The organism is Ruminiclostridium cellobioparum subsp. termitidis CT1112 (assembly GCF_000350485.1).
Classification (GTDB): domain Bacteria; phylum Bacillota; class Clostridia; order Acetivibrionales; family DSM-1351; genus Ruminiclostridium; species Ruminiclostridium termitidis.
Map to the genome: position 1 here is coordinate 49,486 of NZ_AORV01000033.1, position 19,364 is coordinate 68,849.

The window sequence follows — 19,364 nt, forward strand, 5'->3', positions numbered from 1 at the left end:
ATGAAAAACACCCGCCTCCACAGCGGGTGTTCTACGGGTAAATAAAATATCACCAAAATATTACAGCACAATTGTTATGCGCATTGTTGCAATCCTATGTCTTTAAATCCATACCAAGCTTTATGAGTCTGAACATCCTGTCGGCAGCGTCAAAGAGATCTTCCCCCGCTCTCAGCAATGCCTCTTCAAGACTGAGATTGTTATTTACAGTAACCATAATGCTGTCAATACCATAGTCAAATACCCTCCGGGCATCTTTCCCCATGCAGCCGGCTATGGCTATTACCTTGATACCTTTGCTTTTACAACGTTTGGCAATTCCTACCGGTACTTTTCCATAGGCAGACTGGCTGTCAATTTTTCCTTCTCCCGTGACAACCAGATCCACATCCTTCAGCAAACTTTCAAAATCAACAAAGTCCAGTACCGTATCTATGCCTGATTTCAGGCTGGCGCCGAAGAATGCCACCATTGCGGCGCCCAACCCTCCGGCTGCTCCGGAGCCAGGAACCTGGTTCATGTCCATTCCAATGCACTGCTTTATTACCTGCAGATAATTTTCCATACCGCTTTCCAACAGCTCCAAGCACTCTCTACCGGCGCCCTTTTGCGGTCCATAGATATAAGTGGCACCTGCCAGTCCTGTCAAAGGATTGCTGACATCGCAGATAACACTAATTTCACATTCCTTTATTCTTGGATCCATATTGGATGCATCTATCCTGGTTATATTACATAAGTTCCTTCCGCCATAGCCCACATCGGCAGCATTCCTATCCAGGAAGCTCACCCCCAGCGCCTGTGCCGCACCGATTCCCCCATCGTTGGTCGCACTGCCGCCAATGCCAATAACCAGCCGGCGGATCCCCTGGTCAAGGGCAGCCTTTATGAGCTCTCCAGTGCCATAGGTTGTGGTATGGAGGGGATTTTTTTCCTCCTCCTTCAAAAGCATTATCCCAGAGGCCTGGGCCATTTCAATAACGGCAGTTTTACCGCCGATTACGCCATAAACCGCACTAACCTTCTCACCTAAGGGACCGGTGACATTGACCGTTCTATATTGACCTCCTGCTGCTGTAACCAGGGCTTCCACCGTTCCTTCCCCGCCGTCGGCTATGGGCACCGTTACCAACTGCGAATCCGGAAAAGTCTGCTTTGCTGCGTCAGCCAGGAGCTCTATCACCCGCATTGAGGACATGGTACCCTTAAATGAATCGGGGGCAAATAATATCTTCATAAACGATACCTCTCAAATTCTTAATTACCTCATAGTTGTCAGTCATTAAGTAAAAGGTGATCCGATATCAGCAATGTATTCATACACCCTTTTGCTCACTCTGGCCCCATTGAGTTTATATCCTATTGCCGTTATTTCATCTTCAATTGCCTGTATTTCCTTCTCTTTTGAAGCAACCTCAACTATGTTATTTTCTATTGCTTTCTTTCTGATTAAAAGGACGGACAATCTGGCTTCCAAAGAAGCTCTCCGGCAGGTTTCCACATCCAGCTGCAGTTTGTTGCATCCTTTCTTCCATTCATCCTTTTCCTTCTGATTACTGTTATTCTTTTTATACTCTTCCAATGCATTTTCCCGGGCTTCAAATTCCTTTTCAAGTGCAAGGGCTCTTTCCTCTTCTCTTTGAATTTCTTCTCGGGTTATCAGCTCCACTGCCTGGTAATCTTTAAAATCACAGGCTTCTGCAAGTTCATCCCTATAAATCTCCAAAAGTGAATCATTTGCATTATTTATTTTATTAGTTAACGGGATTTCAACTTTAAGTGTCATTATCTTCCTGGGTTTCACGCTTATATCAAGGGTATCCCCGTTTATCCTCCCAACCTCTCCGGTAATTCTCTCATTCAGATCACAGTGGTAAGCACCTCTGATTTTTGAAGAGAATTTTATTCCGCTGGATATCTCGTGGCAGGAAGAGTTAAATAGTCTTATTATGATGCCTTTCCCGTCTTCCGACCTTTTTACAGCCGAAACCTTGATGCACCCTGTGCTGTCATCCACCCTGGCAAGCTGGAGCATTCCGGGCAGAGTTCCCTTATGGATATCTGTTTTTACAGAAATAATGCCGGTATTAAACTTGTCTGCATGGGGTAATACTTTTCCATCCTCATAGTTCCCCCTATGTGAATAAAAAGCATAGTTAAACTCCATTTCTCTCAGGCACTGTGCGTCAGGTACACAAATAGCCGGTCCTGCATCACCGATCCTTGTTTTCAAATCGTCCCTGGTAATCCAGTTGATTCCTCTGAACAGGGTAATCGCTATTGTACTTTTTTCTTTTATTATTTCATATTCCGGAAGTCCTCTGTTAAAGACGGCCGCTCCTGTTTTCCCGTCACTCAGAGCTACAAATGTTCTCTGCGGGAAAGTTGTAATGGGCTTCGGTTCCCTGGCACCAATTATTATCCTTCTCACATTTTCAGGTATTGTTGAGTTATCAAAGCCATCGGGTATAATTTTCCTTTGGACCACGTCAAATTGTGTCTCTGCAAAGGATACATCACTTTTGATTCCCGTTGGGAACAAAACCCTGAATCTATGATTCTTAACAGTATTAAGTACCTTTGTCTTAAATTTAATCACCGGATTGTTTGATTCCAGAGTAATCCACGTAATAACCGGCATCCGGCGCAACTTTTCACTTCGTATACCTGATTCCCCGGAAAGTCCTTCGGGCAAATCAAGTACCAGCTTTACCCTGACCAAAGCACGGAGGGGACCCTTTTCATCAAAAACAATTTCAGCTTTTTTATTTATGCTGGTAAACACCCTGTCCTTCTCAGGATAGGAATAATTATATTCGTCGCCCGCGTCGGCACCGTCTTCGAAGGATGCGATACCGGAATAAATCATATCATTCAGCTTATCAAAAACATTTAAGGTGCCGTTCTCGTTTATTTCCACCTTTACAAACCTGTTCTCAATGGTTCCGGCCGTTTCATCAACTATGAGCCTGTCATTTTCATCAAAAATTTCTTCATTTCGGGCTTTCTCAGCCGGGAAAGCAAATAATGTGGTATACCCCAAAGCCGGAATTTCTTTTAGATATATCTTTACAGTACAGTTTTCATCCTTTTGACCGGGAATAAGGTTTCCATGGCTGTCCTTAAATATTAAATCCGGCTTGTTCTCGATCCTTATTACTGCCATACCATTGCGTTCTGTTGCCATCGTATTGAATACAATGATGCTGAATAATGCATCAGGATACTTTACTGTATCGACATTACCTGCAAATATCCGCAAGGATTCATTTACCAGCCCGTTTGAAATACAATAGCTTTCATCAAATCTGGTTTCCATGTCGGTATGCACATCATCAATGCTTACTCCGCATATGCTGTCATGGGGATGGTTCTTTAAAAGCACCTTCCAGGACTTATCAAGCTTTGCAGCCTGATATTCCCCTCCATTGCACCATAAAATCGTCTGCAGAGGCTCGGCATATTTTGAAAGCTCATTCTGGCAGATGTCATTTTGGATTTTGAGATACATCCTGCTGGATAAAATTCCCGGGAATACCGATATGAATCTTCCGCTGTACAGCGCACCCTTTAATTTTTTCAGTGCAGGGGCATGGCTTAATACTGCCCTCATGTAATCTTCAGGTGTACTCTGGATCACCCTGAAATCCTCAAAGTCCATTTTTCCATTTTGAATATTCGGAATTATATCATCAGGCACCATCTCCTGGTCATATCCGTTCATCAGCAGCACATTAGGCGTAGTTGCAAATGGAAATATTTTTTTTACTTCATTTTCAACCCTTTCCTGCATCATGCCCTGATACTCGGCAAGCCTCATTGCATTTCTATAGCTGCTTAAAAAGTATACGCCGGGCATTACCGTGCCGTCAGGAGATTCCCATGCAAATTCGGAGTTTAAGTCATTGGGATCCATTTCAACGCCTCTCCAGACAAATAATCCGAACATGCCGAACTGCTTGTGGATCTGAGGCGCCTGAGAGATCTGTCCGAAATTATCCAGCAGCCAGCCTACCTGCATTGGTTCACCAAATTCCGAAGCTGTTTTAAAACCTATCATAAGATTTCTGACAATTGCTTCTTCACTGATGAGCTGCCAGTCGGGCTGCAAATAGTAGGGCCCCACAACCAGTCTTTTTGAGGAGGCATATTGTTTTATTTTCTGCTTGTACCAGTCTACATCTTTCCCCTGTTGTTCCAGCTGCTCCAGATAATCCTCTATCATTGAGGTCTGCCCATCCAGAACGAATCTGTACTCAGGTTCCTTCTCCATCATATCGAAAAGTGATTCAAAAAAAGGAACCAGCCATTCATTTGTATATTTACTGTTTAAATACCATTCCCGGTCCCAGTGTGTGTGGGAAATGATATGTGCAATTTTACTTTTTTCCATGAAAGTACCCCCCAAATTTTTATCCCTTCACTGCGCCTTCAGTCAGTGCCGACACAATGAATCTCTGCAGTATAATAAACAGTACCATCGTAGGTAAAATTCCAATTACACATGCCGCTGCCAGATAGTGTGTAGTAACCGCTTCCGTTGTCGATTGAAGATTGACAAGTCCCACCGAGATAGGGAACTTCCTGCCGTCATCCAGTAAAATAAACGGAACCACAAACTGTGACCAGCTATTTACCGCAATCAGCAGTGATACTGAGATAATTCCGGGAATAGTTACCGGAATCAGGATCTTCCTCAGTGCCTTCAATCTGCCGCAGCCATCAATAAGAGCAGCTTCATCCAGCTGTACCGGAATTGTATCCAGATATCCTTTGATATACCATGTTGCAAATGGAACGCTTATCGCTATATATACCAGTATCAATGCAACCTGGCTATTGGTCATATTAATTTGACTGAAATACCGGTATAAAGGAATAACAATTACCAATGGTGAAATCATCTGAAAAATCAACACTCCAAACATCATGCTTCTTTTAAACTTGAATTTCAATCTGGAAAAGGCATAGCCGGCCGGAAGCGTAATCAATAAGGTCCCTGCCACTGTGCATATTACAATGTATAGGGAATTCCAGAGATTTCTCAGAATTTGCGTATTATTTATGACAAATATATAATTTTCGATGTTAAAGCTTTTCGGAAAAATTTTAGGTGGCACCATAAATAATTCCGGTACCGTCTTCAGTGAAAGAGACAGCACCCAAACCACCGGATAGAGGAAAAACAGGCTTGTTAGAATATAAATCAAATAAATTCCCACTTTAGCCCCGGTTTGATTATACTTTTTCTTCATGCTGTCTCACACCTCACTTTTTTTCATTATATAGAAATAAACAGCCGCCATTATGGAATTTATCAGCAATAATAATACGGCGACAGAAGAACCCCTTCCTAAATCAAGCAGCTGGAAAATCTGCGTATAGGCGCTTAAAGCCAATACTTCGGTACTTCTTCCGGGTCCGCCTCCTGTTAATGTCATTACCATGTCAAAGGTATTAAATGTATATATTGTATTTAAAATAAGATTAATCAGCATAACAGGCATGACAGACGGAATTATAATTTTGAACAGTCTTCCTGCCGCACTGGCCCCGTCCACTCTTGCAGCCTCCAGGGTCTCTCCCGGAACTGTTTTTAGCCCTGAGTAGAGCAATATCATACTTTGGGCAGTTCCTCTCCAGACATTTGCTACCGTAGCCGAAACAACGGCTATAAAAGGGTCGGTAAGAAACCTTACATGTCCCACTCCTATCAAAGTTAGGAAGTAGTTTAAAATACCCGTCGGGGATTCATCATACATCATCCTCCAGATAATACCGATGATAACTCCCGGAATTACCATTGATATCAATGCAACAGTTCTTACAAATACAGTTCCGCGCAAATTCATACTTTCGCCCTTGTCAACCGACAGGGCAATAATGAATCCCAGCACCATTTGAAATACTACGCTGAAGAAAACAAAAAATGCTGTGACCTTTAACATTGCATAAAATCCTGAATCCTGAAACAGATTCAAAAATGAATTAAATGTGTAATTATACTCCGTCTCACCGATACGTGCATTGGTAAAACTAAGTCGGAGAATATCAAACATGGGATAGATAAACAAAGTTAAAAGTATTATTACCAACGGAGCCAGCCAGGGGATTGGGGTTTCGCCCAATCCCTTCCTGCCTGACAAACGGTTTGATTTACCAATAGTTTCTCGGCTCATATTTTCACACCTTTGTCCTTTTACTTTTTAGAAGTAACAATTTTCCAGGCATTATCAACAGCTTTTTCAGGTGTTGTTTGCCCTGCCAGAACATTATTGATTGCAATCTGAATTTCTTGTGAAATTGTGGGATATATATTTGCAGCCGGACGGACATAAGCAAATTGCAATTCTTCCTTGAATTTCTGTGCAAAAGGATCACTCTTTAAAAATTCCGCCTTTTCAAATACACTTTTTCTTGGAGGCAGATATCCGCCGGCACTGCACCAGCCTTCCATTCCCTGGTCATTCACATACATGTCGATGATAAAGTCAGCTGCAAGTTTGCGTTTTTGATCATCCTCGGTAAATACGGTAGATACCCATCCGCCGGCAGTACTTGCCCTCTGATCGGCCTCTGCCATGGGAATCGGCGCCACATCCCACAGTTCATCAAATTTATCGGCTATAACCGATCTGAGTTGGGCTGCCATATTGCTTACACCTACGAACATCGCGACCTTTCCGGCAGCCAGGTCGGCATTCATATTTGGATCACTCTTGAAGTTCAGGACACGGGTTGGTGTAACACCTGTATCCACAGTGCTTTTTAAGAAATTTATATAATTTATCATGGCCGCCCTGTTTTCACCTTCTCCAAAAACAGGTGTTCCGTTGTCATCCACCAGTTTTCCGCCCTGTCCGAAGAAATATGGAAGGGTATTCATAGTTACATTTTCGTCACGGCCTGCCGAGTATAAAAATGCATCATATCCCTGGCCTTTTAGTTGTTTTCCTAAATCCAAAAGCTCCTGCCAGGTTTTAGGAGGATTTTTTACAATATCCTTGCGGTAGAAGAGAGCGCGGACATCAGTTGTGTACCAGAGTCCAAGTATCTTATCCTCCGGCTTCATAACATTCTGGGCAAATGGGAACCAGTCATTGATATCAAGGTTTTTCTCCTGCACGATATCATCAATTGGCTGTGCGTATTTTGTAAAATTAGGGAATATATAAGAGTCAATTGCCGCTATGTCCGGTGCCTGTCCCGATGCTGCCTGAACAAGAATCTTTGCCATAGAATCGCTTATTGCGATAGTTGTTTGTATTGGTACAATTTTAACATCAGGGTGTTTTTCAGCCCATTCCTTTGCCTTCTTTGTCAGATATTCAACCTTTGCCTGGTTGGAATCCATCATGGAGTGTGCAGGAACCGGCTGCCAGGTAATTTCGGTTTTGGCATTTTTATCTCCTATTAATTGAGGAGTTACGGTTACATTTGCATTTGAATTATCGGTTTTTGAGCTCTGTTCGGACTGTGCAGCATTGGACTGTGCTGCAGTAGACTGCACTGATTGATTTTCATTTTTGTTTCCGCATCCTGCCAGGAAAATACCTGCAGCCATAACTACTGCCAAAAGCAAGGCTAAACCACGTTTCATAAAATAATCCTCCCTTTAATCCTTTATATATTTGCTGTTATTTAAAGAAAGTAAAATACCGTCCTTTTATTAGAAGCAGATTGAATATAGTCACCTCCAGCCTTAAATTATTTTTTTACACAGGACTGTATTTATACTTTTATAAGTGTGGGTTATTAATTTATTCCATAAAATTAAGTAGATAGTAAATGTGTAATCGATTACGCAAACATGAAAAAAGTATTTCAGCAAGACTTTCTAATAATTAAATTGGGTTTCATCACCATATTTTCGTATGTATCTCCCGCTTTGACAACCTCATCATTCATACGCTTTAACAGCAATTCCATGGATTTTTTACCCATTTCATACTTTGGTTGGGATATGGTTGTTAAAGGCACGTCAAGATATTGGTCCATTTCATCATCATTGTAACCAATAATTGCAACATCCTCGGGAATCCTTGCACCGCTTTCCACCAGGGCCTTGTAAGCTCCGATAGCCAGACTGTCGTTAATTGCAAACACTGCAGTAAAATCCAAAGGCCCTGAAGCCAGGTATTTCTTTATAGCCATATACCCATATTTTTTCTGATCAAGAGTCTTGTCGGATAAACTGATTATTTTGGTGTCCTTAATTCCATTATTCTTAAGAGCGGTCGTATATCCTTCTATACGTTTTTCAATAGTAGAACAGGGATACTCCGGGCCATTTAAAAGGACAATTTTCTTGTGTCCAAGAGATATGAAATGACTCGTGGCTTCATATGCACCCATAAAATCATCGGTTGTAATGATATCGGTGTCTATGCCATCAATACGCCTGTCTATGAATACAAAAGGTATTTTTTCTTTTTTTAGTCGGAGGTAGCAGCCAATATCCACACCATGGGTGGGAGATACAATAATTCCATCTACCCGTCTTTCAATAAAAAGGTTGATGAGCTTTTTTCTTTTTCGACTATTCCATTGGTACATCCCAGGATAACACCATAGTTGTTTTGAGTTGCAATATCTTCAATTCCATGAAATATTTCGGCATAGAAGTGTCCGGCCATTAAATCATTAAAAATCAAGCCGATAGCCATTGAACGTTTTGAGCGCAAACCACTGGCCAATATATTCGGACGGTAATCCAGTTCTTTGGCGACAGCCAGTATTGCATCACGGGTATCACTGCTGATGCGGTCTTTTCCATTTAATGCTCTATATACTGTAGTCTTGGATACTCCCACTTTTGCAGCAATATCATCCAGTGTGGCGCCCATTTTATCCTCCTATTCCACTAATATGCACAGCTGTTTTCATTTAAATCATTTCAAGCTGTTCTCTATAAATAATCATATTTGATATTAGCAATGTAATTTGGCGTAACCGATTCCGCCATATATTTTATTATACAATATCTCTAAACAATGTCAATGTTTTTTATATTATATTTTGCAACTTTTACAAAGAGCTATGCAAAATCCTCAATATATGTAGTTGTATAAACCGTTCGATAAGTAGAAATACCAGCTGCCATAATCAAATTAGCAAGAAAAATTATAGACAAGATAATCGATTTTTTCATTTGAGAGCCTCCAGTCCTTAATTTAACTCGTTGTGCTAATTAATTTAAATTTTGCTTTACCGGTGTGATTTTTTATATCAAATGGTGACTTCCGTACTAACTTCATAAAATAAGTACGCACCCAAAACAATTACGAAAATTGTATCGCCTCATTATAAAGCAATTTTGCCGTCGCTCAAACTCGACATCCTGTCTCGATTTGAAGCTCAAAGCAGCGTCCTGCTGCTTTGCCGGCAAAACCGCTTTACCTTCGCCGACAATTTATCGCAATTGTTTTTAACCGTGCGTCTTATTTCATGAAGTTGTCCTCGCGCACCATTTGATTCTAATTAAATCTATCTGTAAGCAAAACAATATTTCAATTAGCACAATATGTTAATTTAGTGTTATTTCACAAGGTAAAGACTATTCCTTTCTTCGGTACACTGCATCAGCTCTCGCCCAATTCCCTTTCCCCTTCACTGCTCATCCACAACCAGCCCGCCAATTTCGGCCATCAAGTCACTCTCAAGCAGCGGATACAGGTGTACATGGAACTATCCAGCAACCTTGCCATTAGCAGTTTCAGCAACAAAAACACGATGGTCTTTCTGAATTAGGATATCCTCCATACGAAGCTTGACCTGCTCAGAAGTGGCAGTCTCTGACCTTATGATAGAAGTTTTTACTGGCTGCTATACACCCTTTTATTTTATGACTCCATTCTGAAAGATCATAATTACAAATTGAACCACCTGCATTTTCAAGTATCAGCGCAGCTCCGGCATGTCCCTCCATATTACTTCCAAAATCAATAAAACAGTCAGTCCTTCCCCGTGCCACATTACAAATATTCAAAGCTGGAGATAGGAGCCCCATTCCCTTACTTATTACTGGTTTGTTACAGTTTCCTAATGTACAAATCAGGTTACTTCGGTATTATTAAAAGAATAGTTAGTAATACCTTTAAACTTCACCGACTCAAACTTAAAGAATACACCACCCTCATAATAAAAATCCTCATCAAGAATTTCCTCTGTTTTATAAACAAAGTAATTCAATTTATATCTGGCTATTGTTTTTTTAACATATTGAGGTAACTCATAAAGATTCTGATAACTGATAGTAAATTTTTCTCCATATTTACTATCAAATAATCTTTTTCTCCATAATGGAGATAAACTAATATAGTATACAATATCAATTATATATTTTTTATGTAATTTTCTTTTTATTCTTTTATTCATTGATACACCTTAATATGGTTATTTCTCCAGTCTGAAACACCCTTATGACCTTCTATAAAGGCTATTATTTTTGCTCTCTTATCCTTTTAATCTCTTCTGGCTTACCCCTGTTACTTTTGAAATCATTTCAATATCTAATCCGTGTGCTAATAAAGTTTTTATTATCTCAGCGTTCTTTTCTTACCTGTTTCTCAATTGTTATATACCAATCCAATCTTTCCACTCCATTTTAAAAATATCATCAAAAGACTCTCCGTCTACATTAAAGCGTAAAACATACTCACCAATTTAAAACCCGACTTGTAGACTAAAAAAACAGCGTATAAGCCAAAAACACTGGCCTTGAAAGCCAGTGTTTAAGCATGGTTGAATGAGTAAGTCTGTAAGCCGGGTTCTGTATTAAATGATCATCTATCTAGGCACTGCATTTCTACAGCGCTCAAGCCACCTCCCCGGGACTGACGGGCAGTCATTGCGTCCCTCCACGGCGTTGCTCCAGGTGGGGTTTACATAGCCGGCAAGTCACCATGCCGCTGGTGAGCTCTTACCTCACCTTTCCATCCTTACCGCTCCGGAAGCGGGAACTAAAATGTCAAAGTGGGAAAAATCACTTTAACATTCCACTTCCCACCACCGGAACGGCGGTATATCTCTGTTGCACTTTCCTTAAAGTCACCTTCACCGGGAGTTACCCGGCACCATTGCCCTATGGAGCCCGGACTTTCCTCATGTACGCCTTTTCAGGCTGTACCTGCGATCATCTGGCTTACTCAATTATTTATTTGAATATATTTAACTTTATAATATATCATCCTTGGACAACTTATTATAGTTGCTGAATTTGGATATGTCAAGCAAAAATAAATGGATCGCTTTCCATTTTGCTGCATATCACCTCGATTGAAGCAAATTCATCAGCCAAAAGTTTTTGCAGTTTGGACAGTATCACATGTTCAGATGCAAAGTGCCCTACGTCTACAATACACAGTCCCATCTCCCTGGCATCCAGAGCAGTATGATACTTTAAATCCCCTGTTATAAGCACATCCTGTCCAAGACTCCTTAAGTAATCCAGTTCGACATCAAAGCTTCCGCAAAATACAGCAACTTTTTTTACTTTATCGGGATGTGCTCCTATAACTCTGAGATTTGTTATATTCAAGCTTTTCTTTATATTGTCAATAAATTCATTAAAATCAGACTCGTTCTCCAGAGTTCCTGTCCTGCCGAGACCCAGATCCTGATCATATCCCTGTGGAACATAAGTCTTTAATGCTTTTAAACCGTTAAGTCCTATGGTTTCTGCCAGAGTGTCATTTACCCCTCCGGCCGCAACGTCTAGATTTGTATGAGCGCTTATCACACTGATATCCTTTGTAACAAGGGTTTGGATCTGCTGCCCTTTGATTGTGTCAAAATCCAGCTTGCCAAGCTTTGAAAACAGAAAGGGATGGTGTGATACTATAAGCTCAGCCTCACAGTCTATTGCCTCCCTGATGACCCTTGAAGTAACGTCCATGCACAGCAGTACCTTTTTCACCCCGTTATGCCGGCTGCCAACCATCAGCCCCACATTATCCCATGTTTCAGCGTAATCCCACGGCGCAAGCTTATTTATAAAATCAAGTACCTCTCCAACCTTCATATACTCCTACTCCTTATAAACTATTCTATGATTTACCTTTATCAAGTTGACATATTAGCTTTAAATAATCACTTTTTAAACTCTGATAATGATTTAAAAGCCCGTCATTATCACGCATATCCTCCAGCTGCCCCAGCACCCTGTTTATTTGCCGCACCTTCATTTCACAATAGGACAATAACAGCGGATCCTGTTTTTTTATAAGACACTCTCCCACATGCAGCTGAAAATTTTCATAGCCTTTATTCTGCCCATCAAATCTGGCAGCCATAACACAATATATTTTATTTCCCTCTGCCGAAAGCTCTTCGTCAAAAATATTAAAATTATGATGGTACAGCCATTTTCTTACCACATCCAGGTCATTCATGGGCTGTAATACCAGCACAGCTTCACCGCAGACTTTTTCAGCATCGGCTTCCAATAATTCCGTTAAAAGTGTACCTCCCATACCCGCAATGATTATAGCATCTGCTTCATTTTTTTCTATGGTTTCAAGTCCGCTGCCCATTCTTGTTTCAATCACGTCACAAAGTTTGTATTTCAATATATTTCTATCCGCCACCTGAACCGGCCCTATCCTGACATCAGAAGCAATTGCCTTTTTGCATCTTCCCTGCTGTATCAGGTATATTGGCAGGTAAGCATGGTCCGTTCCGATATCTGCCACTGTGCCGCACTCAGGAACCTTGTCTGCAATTAATTTCAGCCTTCCCTTAAGCTCCAAACTCAAATCGTCCTCCGGAATTAAATCTTTTTTATTTTTATTGTATCGTCAAGGTAAATTATACACATAATATTAATGAATTATCAACTGGAAAGGAATTAATGAGCAAAATGCCTCCCTACAAAAAAACAAATAAGGTAAATGATATTGAAAGGCCTCTGTCAACCAATATACTCGGCAGAGATATTCTTGGAATAAATCCGAACATTTCTGCAATTAATAAAACAGACCTGGAGCTTCAGGATGAAGATCTGAGTATGGATTTTACAAAGAAAATCAAATAGCTAAAGCCGCAGTTCCCAGTTCGGTATTGTGGCCTTAGCTATGTATGATATCATTGATTATAACAGACAGCCTGCATCAGATTTATAAAAATAAAAACTAACGGGGATCGGTATACATGTACTTACTGTAATCCCACAACAGCTCGCTCAGTTCCACATCCTTTTCATATGTCAGATCCACAAAAACATTCTGGACCTTTACTATGGGTTTCAGCGGATTCAGCGGGTTTACATGCATCAATTCCCCGATCTCACCTGTATTCAGCATTACATAATCCCCGATATAATGGCATACAATCCTTTCGATAAACACTTTCAGCATGATCCGGTCCAACTGATTGGCCATCTCATCCTGCATATATTTCAATACTTCAAATACCGATTTTCTCTTTGAATAAACCTTGTCCGAGGTCATGGCATCATATACATCCGCTATGGCTAGCACCTTTGCGTATTGATGAATCTGGTCATCCTTGGCCCCCAGCGGATATCCTGAGCCGTCGGTCCGCTCATGGTGCATGAGTACAGCCATCTTAATTCCCTTGCTGATGTCATACATGTTTTCTATCATACGGTACCCATAAGTTGTATGATTCTGTATTTCTTCCAGCTCTTCGGGCAGCAGACTGCCCTTTTTATTCAAAATATTTGTGTCAACCTTTGCTTTCCCTACATCATGGAGCAGACCGGCCTTGGCAATCTCCTCCACCGATTTGGCGTCACAGCCAAGCCACTTTGCCAGAGTCATGGCCAATAGAGAAACGTTTACACAATGGGCATATGTATATTCGTCAACTGTGCGGATTGAATCAATACATTTCAGAACGTCAAAGGAATCATGTACATTTTTTCTTATGTTAACCAATGCATGATCTACATTTCTGCTGTCCAGGCTTTTTCCTGAATTAATGGTGTCCAGAACTTCCTTTACCTCCTGCTTGGCCTCTGTATATGACTGTGTGAGTTCTTCAGACATTTCTCTTTTCTTAATATCTTTTTCGAAGCCGCTTATTTCCTCTACAACAATATTATCATCATAAATTTCGACCTGGATAGGTTTCAACCTGAACCTTTTGACCTTTTTCTCCAGAGTCTCGGTAATATATGTGCCTTTTGGAATCAGACAGGCACCTGCTTCAGTACAAATATCTTCTGTCAAGAGCATCCCTGCAACACAACTTTGCGCTGTAATATAAATATGCCGCATAAAGTAATTCCTCCAAACTGTAAATAAAGAGCAAAAATCATTATTACATAATTACAATTATACTATTACAACCAGCTTCCTCATGTTACTGCAATGGATTGGCATTAATTAAACATATCTCATCCTGAATTGGACAACCCGTTACAGATACGGGATATCATAAAAAGCACACTCCTTTTCCTTGCCCCAACTTAAATTAGATTTCCATAGTTTCTATTTTAACTTGTGAATTTTGCCTTGTAAACTAATATCTAACATTTTTGAAATTCTGTACAAATTCAGATGGGTATTTTCGTTATATCTGCCATATTAAGCCCCATCGAGCGGCAGCGAGAAAAGGCCCACCAAATAGAAAAGAGAACATACATATGTATGTTCTCTTTTCTATTTGGTGGGCCTTCAGGGACTCGAACCCCGGACCAACCGGTTATGAGCCGGTTGCTCTAACCAACTGAGCTAAAGGCCCGTTGTGGCTCCTCAAGTAGGACTTGAACCTACGACCCTGCGGTTAACAGCCGCATGCTCTACCGACTGAGCTATTGAGGAATATTTAAATTTTGATACAATCGGCTTAACACCGCTTTATCATTGTGTTTCGGAGTGTTTTCTCACGAGCACAAATAATATTATACTTACGAACTGTCACACGGTCAACATTAAAATACCCGCTATTGAACTATTTAGCAAGATTATTACTCCCTTTCATTTATTTGTTTCACAATGCTACGTGTTGCTAATAATTACATATTCAAAATTCCAACAATATCTACCGGATTTTTGTTGGAAAATAACAAAAGAAAGAAAAAAGACCCGCTTTCGAGTCTTTTATTTTCTTTTTTCATCTTATATCAATCCAAATAGTCCTTTAACTTTTTGCTTCTGCTTGGATGTCTTAATTTTCTCAACGCCTTTGCCTCAATCTGACGGATACGTTCTCTTGTTACGTTGAATTCCTTACCAACCTCTTCAAGGGTTCTGGCACGGCCGTCATCAAGACCGAATCTCAGTCTGAGCACCTTTTCTTCGCGGGCTGTCAGTGTGTCCAGAACGTCAATAAGCTGTTCCTTGAGTAAAGTAAATGCCGCAGCTTCAGCAGGTGCCGGTGCATCATCATCGGGAATAAAGTCACCCAGATGGCTGTCCTCTTCTTCACCGATAGGTGTTTCCAATGATACGGGCTCCTGTGATATTTTCATTATCTCCCGCACCTTGTCAACTGACATGCCTATTTCCTTGGCAATTTCATCAGGCTGGGGTTCTCTTCCCAATTCCTGGAGCAGCTGCCTTGATACTCTGATAAGTTTGTTTATAGTTTCAACCATATGAACCGGAATACGTATAGTCCTGGCCTGGTCCGCAATGGCTCTGGTTATGGCCTGTCTTATCCACCAGGTGGCATAGGTACTAAACTTGAAGCCCCTTCTGTAATCAAACTTTTCAACAGCCTTGATCAAACCCAGATTACCTTCCTGTATTAAATCCAGGAACTGCATACCCCTGCCTACATATCTTTTTGCAATACTTACAACCAGCCTCAGGTTTGCTTCGGCAAGCCTTCTCTTAGCCTCAATATCGCCGTTTTCCATTCTGTGGGCAAGATCTATTTCTTCATCCGCCGTTAAAAGGGGTACTTTACCGATTTCCTTAAGGTACATTCTTACAGGGTCATCAATACTTATTCCTTCAGGTATGCTGATGTCCAGCTCTTCATCGGCCAGCTGTATTTCTTCCATTTCGGCTTCAATATCGCCAATAACATCAATACCCATATTTTCCAGGGTCTCATATATCTTTTCTATATGTTCCGGTTCAAGCTCTATTTCCTCAAAAGCATCGATTATTTCCTTGTAGGTGAGCATTCCCTTCGACTTGCCCTTATCAATCAAATCCTTAAGTATTGCTTTTCTGGTTTCCTGATTATGCTTCATAAGTTCCCCTCCTTTCATGGAAAATTATAAACCTTTCTTCATTACAGCTATATTCAATACAATACTGCTTAATTCCCGATTTAATAACTCAACATCTCCTTCTGTCAGATCAGATCTCTTTTTTAATTCGATAATTTCATCTTTTCTTGCTTCCAAACCAATTAGATTCATTCTTTTTAGTATATCCAGTGCTGCTTTCCTATTGTCCTCGAAAACACTCTGTGATTGTATTATATTTGCAAAACTTTCGGCAAGAGCCGGTGAAAGTTTATTTAATATCTCTCCGGTCAATATTCCGGACTTATTTTCAATCCTTTCAATTGCAAAACTGAAGGCCTGTCTTATTTCACTTGATTTTATGTCTTCAAGCTTTATAGAATCCTTGATCTGAAAATACACATTATTTTCAATACAGATTGTAGACAGCAGCATCAGTTCCAGCTTATTAAGCCTTTCCTCGGTTGTTTCAGCCTTGCGTTCCCTTTTGACACTGTTCTTTTTTACCAATCCTATATCTCTTGTCTGCCTTATGCCGGCTTTGTCCTTTCGCTGCTGCCGCTTTGCCAGTTCGGAGTAAATGGATTGTTCACTTACTCCAATTTCCCTGGACAGCTTTGTTACATAAAGCTCTCTTTCTACATTATTGTCAATTTTGTCCAGGATAACCATAGCGTTATCAATAAACTTGACTTTTCCGTCATTTGTCGTGGTGTCGATTTTATTATCCAGAAGATCGAGTTTAAAATCCACCAGATTTCTGGCTTTGCTTACAATTCTCCTGAATTCGTCAACACCTCGCGTTTTAATAAATTCATCCGGGTCTTTGCCGGAGGGCAATGTCAAAACCTTGACATTGCAGCCGATTTCATTGAGTAAATCCAAGCCTCTAAGTGCAGCGGCCTGTCCGGCATTGTCAGAATCAAATGATAATACTATTTCTTCCGTATATTTTTTAAGAAGCTTGCCTTGATTCTCTGTTAATGCCGTACCTAAAGGTGCAACTGCATTTATTATTCCACTTTGATGTAAGGATATAACATCCATGTAGCCTTCTGCTAAAATTATCTGTTTGGCACAGGCATTTTTGGCAAAATTCATGGCATACAGATGCTTTCCCTTATGATAGACTTCGGTTTCAGGGGAATTCATATATTTGGGCTGTGATGAATCCATTACTCTTCCGCCAAAGGCTATTACATTTCCCCTTATGTCAAATATGGGAAACATAATCCTTCCCCGGAATCTGTCATAAATCTTTTTTGTCTCTTCCTTAAATATAACCAATCCGCTGCTTATGATGCTTTTTTCACTATGGCCTTTACTCTTAAGGTGTCTGTAAAGTGTATCAAAGCTGTCAACTGCGTATCCCAGACCAAACTTTATAATAGTCTGCCTCTCAATCCTGCGGTCCAGCAAATATGCCAGCGGCACTTTGTTATTACCGTTCATCAGGTTGTTGTGAAAAAACCTTGCAGTCTCTATGTTTATTTCCAGAAGCTCCTTTTTCAATCTGGCCTTTGCGTCATCCTGAACACCTGTATCAGTCTCGGGAATTGGTATTTTAGCTCTCTCTGCAAGTAATTTCAATGCTTCCGGGAAGTCCAAATTTTCTATTCCCATAATGAAGTGAATCACATTGCCGCCTTTTCCACATCCAAAACAGTTAAATATTTGTTTTACAGGCTCAACCGAAAAAGACGCGGTTTTCTCATTGTGAAAAGGACATCTGCCAAAATAATTCTTTCCCTTCTTATCCAACTTAACATATTCGGAGATTACATCAACAATATCATTATTTACTCGAATTTCCTCAATTAGATCCTCAGGAAATAAATATGCCATTATGCACTACAGTCCAATCTTGTTTGATAAACAATTAATTGATTTATCAAATATTATAAACATATAAACTGCTATTTATTTTGAAATAGCACAAATATCTGCCAATTACAACCGAAGCCCGTATTACCCGGATAATTGATAATAACCGATAGTAATTGACTTAATAATTGTTCGACATTATTATTAATATTCCTTCTTTTTAATAAAAAAAGTATACCCAAAGTAATTTTCATTAACCTTTGAGCATACCCTGATTGATCCTTTTTTGAATTCCATCTTTATTTATTGCTGAACTTTTTCATTATAATACATATATAACAGTATTCTGTTGAACATTTTAAGAATGGGATTTATGCTATACAATCATATATAACATCCCGGGCACTTACAGGAGTGACAGAATTTTTGTGCATAAGATTTATCAATTCCATGGTCTGGTCTTTGGAAGGTAAAACATCATTTATTATGGCTGTCTCTGATTCACCGCTGTCCTTGGTCATGTTAATCTGAATTCCATATGTACAGGAATTGTCAGTTTCACAGCACACCAAATAATAATCCAAATTAAGTTCTTTGCTTTTGTATTGCACCGATTCATCAATTTCCAGTTTCTTTGAGCAGATCAGTTCCATCTCATTTACCTCCTCATTTGTTTTACAGTATCCTATAAGTGTCTATAGCGTAATTATAATATATTGCCTGACTCTACATCTACACAAAAGTTTTTAGTAAATTCGACTGCTTAGCATAAATTAATTCCAAAGATTGTAATTATGATGTCGAAGTATGCAATATTATCAATTATTTACATTGAACTTATACCCTATAGATGATAATATTTTATGTGAGCCAGGTCATTTTTTCTTCAAGTTTTAATGATTCCTCAGAATATACTTACTTATTATATTTTAATTCTTTCAGTTCAGATCAGGGGGGTATTCCATGGAAAGCAAGGAAAAAAACAAATCAAGAAGGTTAAGTATTCTCAAACTTGTGAATTCTGCAATTTGTGATATGGAGCAATTTCCTAAAAAAATGCTGAAGTACGCGACTCCGGCAACTTTAACCGTATTGGCAATAGCCACCGTCTTATTCGTAGCCAATAAAACAAGCAGTAATTTCAGCAGTGTTTTTGAATTCACAACAACCACTCTCATTTCCAACAGCATATTTGTATTGGCAGAATTCATAATAGCCTCGTTGGTTATTGATATAATTATTAAGAAAAGATCACAATAATTATCTTTCGACAATTTTTGCTATGAAATAAGAACCTCTGAATGGATATTCTCCATATGCGGGTTCTTTTTATTTTAACATACCGAAGTTTGTATACACTAAAAAAATCCGGGAG

17 protein-coding genes, 2 tRNA genes and 1 other RNA gene are annotated in these 19,364 nt (G+C 39.9%); 2 read left to right on the top strand and 18 right to left on the bottom strand.

The annotated features are described in order from the left end of the window. Positions 1–94: 94 nt before the first annotated feature. The 12 genes from CTER_RS12020 to CTER_RS12065 all read right to left on the bottom strand — a co-directional run bounded on the left by CTER_RS12020 (position 95) and on the right by CTER_RS12065 (position 12,755). Positions 95–1,237: a glycerate kinase family protein gene (locus tag CTER_RS12020; RefSeq protein ID WP_004625811.1), complete on the bottom strand. Its 1,143-nt coding sequence runs from the start codon at positions 1,235–1,237 to the stop codon at positions 95–97. A 45-nt stretch (positions 1,238–1,282) separates the two neighbouring features. Then, on the bottom strand, positions 1,283–4,393 hold the full coding sequence (locus CTER_RS12025; RefSeq protein WP_004625752.1) for an alpha-mannosidase: 3,111 nt from the start codon (positions 4,391–4,393) through the stop codon (positions 1,283–1,285). Between the two features lie 19 nt (positions 4,394–4,412). Then, positions 4,413–5,255, bottom strand: coding sequence for a carbohydrate ABC transporter permease (locus CTER_RS12030; RefSeq protein ID WP_004625778.1), 843 nt, complete (start codon positions 5,253–5,255; stop codon positions 4,413–4,415). A 6-nt stretch (positions 5,256–5,261) separates the two neighbouring features. Beyond that, entirely contained in the window at positions 5,262–6,179 is a 918-nt protein-coding gene (locus CTER_RS12035) for a carbohydrate ABC transporter permease (RefSeq protein WP_004625835.1), read from the bottom strand. Between the two features lie 20 nt (positions 6,180–6,199). Continuing rightward, complete coding sequence (locus CTER_RS12040) at positions 6,200–7,600, bottom strand: extracellular solute-binding protein (RefSeq protein ID WP_004625870.1); 1,401 nt, start codon at positions 7,598–7,600, stop codon at positions 6,200–6,202. A gap of 224 nt (positions 7,601–7,824) precedes the next feature. Further along, the gene (locus tag CTER_RS12045) at positions 7,825–8,556 is read right to left on the bottom strand and encodes a substrate-binding domain-containing protein (RefSeq protein ID WP_083908984.1); all 732 of its coding nucleotides are present in this window, start codon (positions 8,554–8,556) and stop codon (positions 7,825–7,827) included. Further along, entirely contained in the window at positions 8,493–8,846 is a 354-nt protein-coding gene (locus CTER_RS12050; protein ID WP_040761011.1) for a LacI family DNA-binding transcriptional regulator, read from the bottom strand. The genes CTER_RS12045 and CTER_RS12050 overlap by 64 nt, the downstream gene beginning before the upstream one ends. 932 nt (positions 8,847–9,778) lie before the next feature. Beyond that, a complete protein-coding gene (locus CTER_RS27620; protein WP_083908985.1) occupies positions 9,779–10,009 on the bottom strand; it encodes an inositol monophosphatase family protein in 231 nt (76 codons plus the stop codon). A 44-nt stretch (positions 10,010–10,053) separates the two neighbouring features. After that, complete coding sequence (locus CTER_RS12055; RefSeq protein ID WP_004625794.1) at positions 10,054–10,377, bottom strand: hypothetical protein; 324 nt, start codon at positions 10,375–10,377, stop codon at positions 10,054–10,056. 367 nt (positions 10,378–10,744) lie between these two features. Further along, an RNA gene (rnpB, locus tag CTER_RS26990) (RNase P RNA component class A) lies at positions 10,745–11,150 on the bottom strand. Between the two features lie 77 nt (positions 11,151–11,227). Next, entirely contained in the window at positions 11,228–12,022 is a 795-nt protein-coding gene (locus CTER_RS12060) for a Nif3-like dinuclear metal center hexameric protein (RefSeq protein ID WP_004625819.1), read from the bottom strand. 25 nt (positions 12,023–12,047) lie between these two features. Next, complete coding sequence (locus CTER_RS12065) at positions 12,048–12,755, bottom strand: tRNA (adenine(22)-N(1))-methyltransferase (RefSeq protein WP_004625753.1); 708 nt, start codon at positions 12,753–12,755, stop codon at positions 12,048–12,050. 95 nt (positions 12,756–12,850) lie between these two features. Between CTER_RS12065 and CTER_RS12070 the strand changes: the two genes are divergently transcribed. Further along, entirely contained in the window at positions 12,851–13,033 is a 183-nt protein-coding gene (locus CTER_RS12070; protein WP_004625743.1) for a hypothetical protein, read from the top strand. Between the two features lie 97 nt (positions 13,034–13,130). Here the strand turns inward: CTER_RS12070 and CTER_RS12075 are convergent, their stop codons facing one another. The 6 genes from CTER_RS12075 to CTER_RS12100 all read right to left on the bottom strand — a co-directional run bounded on the left by CTER_RS12075 (position 13,131) and on the right by CTER_RS12100 (position 18,642). Further along, entirely contained in the window at positions 13,131–14,240 is a 1,110-nt protein-coding gene (locus CTER_RS12075) for an HD-GYP domain-containing protein (RefSeq protein ID WP_004625786.1), read from the bottom strand. 389 nt (positions 14,241–14,629) lie between these two features. Further along, positions 14,630–14,706: transfer RNA gene (locus tag CTER_RS12080), tRNA-Ile, on the bottom strand. A 4-nt stretch (positions 14,707–14,710) separates the two neighbouring features. Further along, positions 14,711–14,786: transfer RNA gene (locus CTER_RS12085), tRNA-Asn, on the bottom strand. Positions 14,787–15,088: 302 nt separating this feature from the next. Next, the gene (gene rpoD, locus CTER_RS12090; protein ID WP_004625832.1) at positions 15,089–16,168 is read right to left on the bottom strand and encodes an RNA polymerase sigma factor RpoD; all 1,080 of its coding nucleotides are present in this window, start codon (positions 16,166–16,168) and stop codon (positions 15,089–15,091) included. A 24-nt stretch (positions 16,169–16,192) separates the two neighbouring features. Then, positions 16,193–18,010 carry a DNA primase gene (gene dnaG / locus CTER_RS12095; RefSeq protein ID WP_004625748.1) on the bottom strand — a complete coding sequence of 606 codons (1,818 nt, stop codon included), beginning with the start codon at positions 18,008–18,010 and terminating at the stop codon, positions 16,193–16,195. A 350-nt stretch (positions 18,011–18,360) separates the two neighbouring features. Continuing rightward, positions 18,361–18,642, bottom strand: coding sequence for a DUF6514 family protein (locus CTER_RS12100; protein ID WP_004625776.1), 282 nt, complete (start codon positions 18,640–18,642; stop codon positions 18,361–18,363). 310 nt (positions 18,643–18,952) lie between these two features. On the opposite strand from CTER_RS12100, the gene CTER_RS12105 reads away from it, so the two are divergent. Further along, on the top strand, positions 18,953–19,249 hold the full coding sequence (locus CTER_RS12105; protein WP_004625855.1) for a hypothetical protein: 297 nt from the start codon (positions 18,953–18,955) through the stop codon (positions 19,247–19,249). Positions 19,250–19,364: the final 115 nt, after the last annotated feature.